Annotated in this window: 8 protein-coding genes and 1 pseudogene; 6 read left to right on the top strand and 3 right to left on the bottom strand. The window is 62.5% G+C overall.

Annotated elements, in window-relative coordinates; all coding sequences use genetic code 11:
- The 5 genes and pseudogenes from ACRXB1_RS26690 to ACRXB1_RS26670 form a co-directional block, all read left to right on the top strand.
- Positions 1-361, top strand: a pseudogene (locus tag ACRXB1_RS26690) (ABC transporter substrate-binding protein); the annotation flags it as partial.
- 66 nt (positions 362-427) lie between these two features.
- On the top strand, positions 428-1,231 hold the full coding sequence (locus ACRXB1_RS26685) for an ATP-binding cassette domain-containing protein (protein ID WP_062001627.1): 804 nt from the start codon (positions 428-430) through the stop codon (positions 1,229-1,231).
- A 15-nt stretch (positions 1,232-1,246) separates the two neighbouring features.
- A complete protein-coding gene (locus ACRXB1_RS26680) occupies positions 1,247-2,506 on the top strand; it encodes a sugar ABC transporter permease (protein ID WP_449493741.1) in 1,260 nt (419 codons plus the stop codon).
- A gap of 36 nt (positions 2,507-2,542) precedes the next feature.
- Positions 2,543-3,271, top strand: coding sequence for an SDR family oxidoreductase (locus ACRXB1_RS26675; RefSeq protein ID WP_449493740.1), 729 nt, complete (start codon positions 2,543-2,545; stop codon positions 3,269-3,271).
- Between the two features lie 87 nt (positions 3,272-3,358).
- Positions 3,359-4,822 (top strand): sigma 54-interacting transcriptional regulator, encoded by a 1,464-nt coding sequence (locus tag ACRXB1_RS26670; RefSeq protein ID WP_449493739.1) that lies wholly within the window; start codon positions 3,359-3,361, stop codon positions 4,820-4,822.
- A gap of 12 nt (positions 4,823-4,834) precedes the next feature.
- On the opposite strand, the gene ACRXB1_RS26665 is transcribed toward ACRXB1_RS26670, so the two are convergent.
- From ACRXB1_RS26665 to pcaH, 3 genes are all read right to left on the bottom strand, one after another.
- Positions 4,835-5,140: a DUF2288 domain-containing protein gene (locus tag ACRXB1_RS26665; protein ID WP_062172645.1), complete on the bottom strand. Its 306-nt coding sequence runs from the start codon at positions 5,138-5,140 to the stop codon at positions 4,835-4,837.
- An 82-nt stretch (positions 5,141-5,222) separates the two neighbouring features.
- On the bottom strand, positions 5,223-5,813 hold the full coding sequence (gene pcaG, locus ACRXB1_RS26660; RefSeq protein ID WP_449493738.1) for a protocatechuate 3,4-dioxygenase subunit alpha: 591 nt from the start codon (positions 5,811-5,813) through the stop codon (positions 5,223-5,225).
- A gap of 2 nt (positions 5,814-5,815) precedes the next feature.
- Positions 5,816-6,526 (bottom strand): protocatechuate 3,4-dioxygenase subunit beta, encoded by a 711-nt coding sequence (pcaH, locus tag ACRXB1_RS26655; protein WP_449493737.1) that lies wholly within the window; start codon positions 6,524-6,526, stop codon positions 5,816-5,818.
- A 96-nt stretch (positions 6,527-6,622) separates the two neighbouring features.
- On the opposite strand from pcaH, the gene ACRXB1_RS26650 reads away from it, so the two are divergent.
- Positions 6,623-6,862, top strand: a 240-nt coding sequence (locus ACRXB1_RS26650; RefSeq protein ID WP_449493736.1) for a LysR family transcriptional regulator, incomplete at its 3' end; no start/stop codon positions are given.

Below are 6,862 nucleotides of genomic sequence, written 5' to 3'. Positions count from 1 at the left end.
AGAGCGTCGTCTGAGCCTTCGGAGCCTGGCCGGCGTGAACCCGGTGCCGCCGGTAACCGGCAACGACGCGACACTTGCAGGCCTTCAACTGATCGTCGCGGGCGACGAGTACAACACGATCCTGAAGCCGAGCGAGATTGTCGCGGCGGCAGCGGCCAAGGTGGCTGTCGGCTTCCTCTCCGGCCAGGCTCCGAAGGCTCAGACGACGCTCTTCAATACCCCGTCGCAGCTCTTCACGCCGACCGTCATCACCGCGAAAAACATCAAGGCCGACGTGGTCGACAAGGGCATCGTCAGCGCCAAGGATCTGTGCACGGACCGCTATGCCGAAGGCTGCAAGGCCCTGGGCATCTCGAACTGACCGGCGCGTACAGGACGGGGTCCGGCTCGAACCGGATCCCTCCACCTAAATCGAGGTACCCGTTCCATGACTGACAATTCCACGACACGATCCAAGCCCGGCAAGCTGGTGCTCAGCCTGCGCGGCGTTTCGAAAAACTTCGGGGCGGTCTCCGCACTGACCGACATTGAACTCGATGTGCACGCGGGCGAAGTGGTCGCGCTGGTCGGCGACAACGGCGCCGGAAAATCGACGCTGGTGAAAGTGCTGGCGGGCGTCCATCAGCCGAGTTCCGGCACCATCACCTTCGATGGCCAGCCGGTCACGCTGCCCGATCCGGGCGCAGCGCTCGATCTCGGCATCGCGACGGTCTTCCAGGATCTCGCGCTGTGCGAAAACCTCGATGTCGTCGCCAACATCTACCTGGGGCGCGAACTGAACCCGCTGCGCCTTGACGAAGTCGCCATGGAAGTACGCGCGTGGACGCTCCTCAACGAACTCTCCGCGCGCATCCCCAGCGTGCGCGATGTGGTTGCGTCTCTTTCGGGCGGCCAGCGGCAGACGGTGGCGATTGCCCGATCGCTGCTGCTGGACCCGAAACTGATCATGCTCGATGAACCCACGGCTGCGCTGGGTGTCGCCCAGACAGCCGAAGTGCTGAACCTGATCGAGCGGGTGCGCGATCGCGGACACGCCGTGATCATGATCAGCCACAACATGGAGGATGTCCGCGCGGTGGCGGACCGGATCGTCGTGCTGCGTCTCGGGCGCAACAACGGGGTTTTCTACCCCGACTCGTCGAACCAGGAACTGGTGGCCGCGATCACGGGCGCCACTGAAAATGCCGTATCACGGCGCGCCGGCCGGCAACAGGCCGGGCAGAGCGTCTAAATCCAAGGAACGATCATGATTAACGAAACGCAAGGCGGTTCGACCCCGCCCACGCTGCTTGATCGCAGTGATGTTCGCGTCAAGCACGCCACCGGTGTCGGCGGCACGCTCAGCGCTTTTGTCGACCGGGTGCGCTCGGGCGACCTGGGATCGCTGCCCGTCGTTGCAGGGCTGATCATCATCTGGACGGTGTTCACGAGCCTGAACCCGGTCTTCCTCTCCGCCGATAACCTCGTGAACCTGCTGTTCGACTGCTCGACGGTCGGCGTGATTTCGCTGGGTATTGTCTGTGTGCTGATGGTCGGCCAGATTGACTTGTCGGTTGGCTCGATGAGCGGTTTCGCTTCCGCGCTCGTCGGCACGCTCTGGGTCAATCACGGCTGGCCGGTGCTTCTGGCGATCGCGGCTGCCATAGTGGTGGGCGCCGCGGTCGGCGCGCTTTACGCGCTGCTGCTGAACCGTCTCGGCATGCCCAGTTTCGTCGCGACGCTGGCCGGGCTGCTCGCCATCCTCGGCATGCAGTTGTATGTGCTCGGCGCGACCGGCTCGATCAACCTGCCTTATGGCTCCGCGATGGTGAACCTCGGACAGTTGATCATCATCCCTGCGGTCGTTTCCTACCTTCTTGCGCTGGTCCCGGGCGCGGTGATCCTGTTCATCGGCCTGCGCACGCGCGAGCGCCGCCGTGCATCGAATCTGTCGGCATCCTCGACAGGCAGCCTTCTCGTGCGCAGTGTGATCGTCACGGTGCTGCTTGAAGTCGTGGTCGCGTACCTCAATCAGGGACGCGGCGTGCCGCTGATGTTCGGCGTCTTCCTTGGCCTCGCGGTCGCCATGGACTACGCGCTCAAGCGCACGCAATGGGGCCGCTCGATGAACGCCGTCGGCGGCAATCACGAGGCGGCGCGGCGTGCCGGGATCAACGTCGGCCGGATCTATACCAGCGCCTTCGTACTGTGTGCCGGCTTGGCGGCGCACGGCGGCGTGCTGACTGCCGCGCGGCTCGCCTCGGCCAGCCAGCAGGCCGGTACCGGCGACGTCAACCTGAACGCCATCGCAGCGGCGGTGATTGGCGGCACCAGCCTGTTCGGCGGCCGCGGCAGCGCTTACTCGGCGGTGCTCGGCATCATCGTGATTCAGTCGATCGCGAGCGGCCTCACGTTGCTGAACCTCTCGTCCTCGCTGCGCTTCATGATCACCGGCGCGGTGCTGGCTATTGCAGTCGTCGTCGATTCGCTTGCACGGCAGTCCCGCGTTTCGCATGGACGCGCCTGAAGCACGAAGGAATCACGCAATTTAGGAGAGCAGTCAATGACTGACATGATGAAGGGAAAGGTTGCCGCCATCACCGGAGCGGCATCGGGTATTGGTCTGGAATGCGCGCGCGTGCTGCTCGCCGAAGGTGCGAAGGTCGTGTTGGTCGACCGTGCTGCCGACCGGCTCACACAACTCTGCGCAGAACTCGGGCCGAACGCGTTGCCCTTGCCGATGGACCTGCTGCGTCCGGCTGAGGTCTCTACGCTATTGCCACAAATTCTCGAGCGCGCAGGCGGCCTCAATGTGTTCCATGCCAACGCGGGTGCGTATGTCGGCGGTGAAGTGGTGGACGGAGACCCCGACGAGTGGGACCGCATGCTCAACCTGAATATCAACGCGGCGTTCCGGTCGGTCCACGCGGTGCTGCCGCACATGGTTGCGCAGAAATCCGGCGACATCATATTCACGAGCTCGATTGCGGGGATCGTTCCGGTCGTGTGGGAGCCCATCTACACGGCCTCCAAATTCGCGGTGCAGGCGTTCGTGCACACCATCCGGCGACAGCTTTCCAAACACGGCATACGCGTAGGCGCAGTAGCGCCGGGTCCGGTCGTTACGGCGCTCCTCGATGACTGGCCGAAGGCCAAGATGGACGACGCGCTGGCCTCGGGCAGCCTGATGCAGCCCAGGGAAGTCGCCGACGCCGTGCTGTTCATGCTGACACGGCCGCGCAACGTGACCATCCGCGATCTTGTTATCCTTCCGAACAGCGTCGATCTTTGACGCGCGAGTGACTTGTGAAGGATGCGGGCCCTGTATGGCTCGCGTCCGCCTGAACATCTGCAGCGCTTCCCAGACAGGCCGTAAGCTATGACTTCAGAAGACCCGAAATCCGGCGCAGCAGACAATGCGCGCTATGTCATTGGCGTGGATGTGGGTACGGGCAGTGCCCGCGCCGGCATCTTCGATCTTGCCGGGCGCATGGTTGCTTCTGCGAAGCACGACATCACGTTGTTCCATGCAAGCGGTTCTATCGTCGAGCAGTCGAGCAGCGAGATCTGGCAGGCCGTCTGTACCTCCGTGAGAGAGGCGCTGTCGCAGTCGGCACTATCCGCCGATGAGATCGCCGGCATCGGCTTCGACGCCACGTGCTCGCTCGTCGTACTGGGAGAAGGCGGCCGGCCGCTGCCCGTGGGGCCATCGGAGCAGGCAGAGCGCGACATCATCGTGTGGATGGATCACCGTGCCCTGGATCAGGCGGAGCGCATCAACGCCGGTGGTCACGAGGTGCTGAAGTATGTCGGCGGAAAGATCTCGCCGGAAATGGAAACGCCGAAGCTGCTGTGGCTGCTCGAGAACAGGCCGCACATCTTTGCAGCGGCGTGGCAGTTCTTCGACCTGACCGACTTCCTGACCTGGCGCGCGACCGGAGATCTGTCGCGATCCACTTGCACGGTCACTTGCAAATGGACTTATCTGGCGCACGAGCGGCGCTGGGATGAAAATTATTTTCAAGCCGTGGGTCTGGGCGTGCTGGCCGACGAAGCGTTTGCGCGCATCGGCCAGACGGTGGTCGATCCGGGAACGCCGCTGGGAAGCGAACTCTTCGGCTACGAGGAGGGGGCGTTCACGGGCGCGCGTCGCGGCGGCAAGGCTGGACTGATCGAGTCGGCGCATCGCGGCACGCTTTTCCTCGATGAAATCGGCGAGATGCCATTGCCGCTGCAAAGCCGGTTGCTGCGCGTGCTGCAGGAGCGCGAAGTCGTGCGGCTGGGCTCCACTGAACCACTGCAGGTCGATGTGCGGATCGTCGCGGCGACGCATCGCGCGTTGAGCGAGCGAATGAAGGCGGGTGAGTTTCGCGCGGACCTTTTTTATCGGCTGAATATCCTGAATCTGCACCTGCCGCCGTTGCGCGAACGGGCGGCGGATATAGCGGCACTGGCCGCGCAATTGTTGTGGCGCACCGGGCGCGTGGTTTCATTCGATGCCGCGCTCAAGGCACTCGACCCGGTCATGCCGATATTCACGAGCTACGCGTGGCCCGGAAACGTGCGCGAATTGCAGAACGTGATCGAAAGGATTTCGCTGGAGCTGGAAGATCCGGCCGCGAAGCCGTTGAAGTTGACGCCCAGGTTGATACGGTCGATAGCGCCTGAGCTCGAGGAAGAAACAATGAATTCGAATCAGGAATCGCTCAAGGCGCGCAGCCGCAAGTTGCAGGCCGATGAGATCCGAACGATGCTGGATTCGTTCGGCGGCGATCGCGGGAGGACGGCGAAGGCGCTGGGAATCAGCAAGACGACCTTATGGCGGAAGCTGACGACACGCTAAACGGTAATGTGTCTAGCCGCGTTCCTGCACGCAAACCCACGGCGACACCACCACGGCCCACAACTCGGGATTACGGTCCGCCAGATCAGCGGCGGTTTCTGCCGTCGTGCGTTCGAGCAGGCCTGATGACAACCACTCGGTCACGCGCTTCGTATCGTCGCCGGCAACGGCTTCAGCCACACTGACCAGATCGATGTCGCGCGCCACTTTCAGCAACACGCCGCGCGCGAAGAATCGCTCCAGCTCGGACCATTCGATCTGGGCAGTTTCGGAGAAAAGCTTGAGGTATAGCGGGCTGGGAGTTTGATCGTCTTTCATGGCGCAGTGCAGGCGGGTTCGAGCGTCCGACATCATAAACCATCGATGCCGGACGTCCGTTTTTACCGCATGGCGCGACGCTTCAAAGATCGAAGAACACCGTCTCTTTGGGACCTTGCAGATGGATATCGAACCTGTAAATCGTGTTCGATGTCCCCGATTCACGCTTCGCAATCAGCGTTGCGCGCCGCTCTGCGGGAACTAGCGCGAGCACGTCGTCGCCGGCGTTGGCTTCCGTTTCATCGTCGAAATAAAGGCGCGTGTATGCATGCAGCAGCATGCCGCGCATCAGCACGATCACATCGATATGCGGCGCCGAATCACTGCCCGTGCTGCCCGGCTTGACTGTATCGACCACGTAGCGAAGCTCGGGATCGGTGCCCGTGCCGACCCGCGCGAAGCCGCGGAAACCGGACTCGCGTGCCTCGGCCACTGTGGTGACATAACGGCCGGTCGAGTCGGCTTGAACCATCTCGATCACCGCGTCGCCGATCACTTTTTCGTCGCCATCGAAAACCTGTCCGACGATGCTGATGTGCTGTCCTGCCGATTCCCGGTCTGCAATCGATGGCGTGAACAAGCTCTTCAGGTCGAAGTTGTACTGTTCGGGACACAAGCCGTAAGCGAAGTACGGTCCGACGGTTTGCGAGGGCGTCTGGCTAAAGGTCGTCATGTTCAAGCCTCCGTCGGGGTCTGGTTCGGGCCGCGCAGCACGATGTCGAACTCGTAACCGAGCGCATAGGCTTCCTCGGTCGTATCGATGGAAAATCGCGAGACCAGCCGGTTGCGCGCGTGTTCCGGCGTGCCCTGGAAGATCGGGTCGAGCGCGAGCAGCGGGTCGCCCGGGAAGTACATCTGCGTGACGAGCCGTGAGCCGAAATATTCGCCGAAGAGCGAAAAATGGATGTGGTTCGGACGCCATGCGTTCGAATGGTTGCCCCACGGATACGCGCCGGGTTTGATCGTCAGGAATCGATACCGCCCGTCGTTGTCCGTCATGCAACGCCCCGCGCCGAGGAAGTTGGGGTCGAGCGGCGCGTCGTGCTGATCGGCCTTGTGAACGTAACGTCCGGCAGCGTTCGCTTGCCAGATTTCGACCAGCGTATTGCGCATCGGCCGCCCGCGTTCGTCCATCACGCGCCCCGTCACGATGATGCGTTCGCCGAGCGGCGCGCCGTTTCTGGCGGCGTTGCGGGTCAGGTCATGATCCAGTTTGCCGAGATCTTCCGCGCCGTAGACGGGCACGCGGCGGTCCTTCAGTTTTTCCTTGAGCGGAATCAGCGGCCGTGAAGGGCTGCGTAATACCGACGACTTGTAGCCCGGATAGGAGTAAGGCGGGTGCGAATCCCAGTCGCGCGGGCTCAGGAGTGATGAGGGAGCATCCATTTTTGTCTCCGGCTTTTAAAATGTGAATCAACACTTTATCGAAGCGGTGAAGTTATGGAAAATGACGTTTTATGCATTCAGACATAACTGATCGTGATGGATAACGAATCCTCTCTTGGCGCTGCGTCGGCCGCGGAACTGGGCAGCCTGACCAGCGGCCGGATCAAGTTCCGGCACCTGCAATGCTTTCTTGCCGTGACCCAGTTCGGGAGCGTGCAACGCGCGGCGGACAGCCTGTCGATCACGCAGCCGGCGGTATCGAAGACTATTGCCGAGCTGGAATCCATTCTAGGCGTGCGATTGTTCGAGCGCGGCCGGCGCGGCGCCGAGCCGACA

Source organism: Caballeronia sp. M23-90 (genome assembly GCF_053574605.1).
Note: the sequence above shows the minus strand (reverse complement) of the source record. Positions and strands in the feature narration are given on the sequence as shown.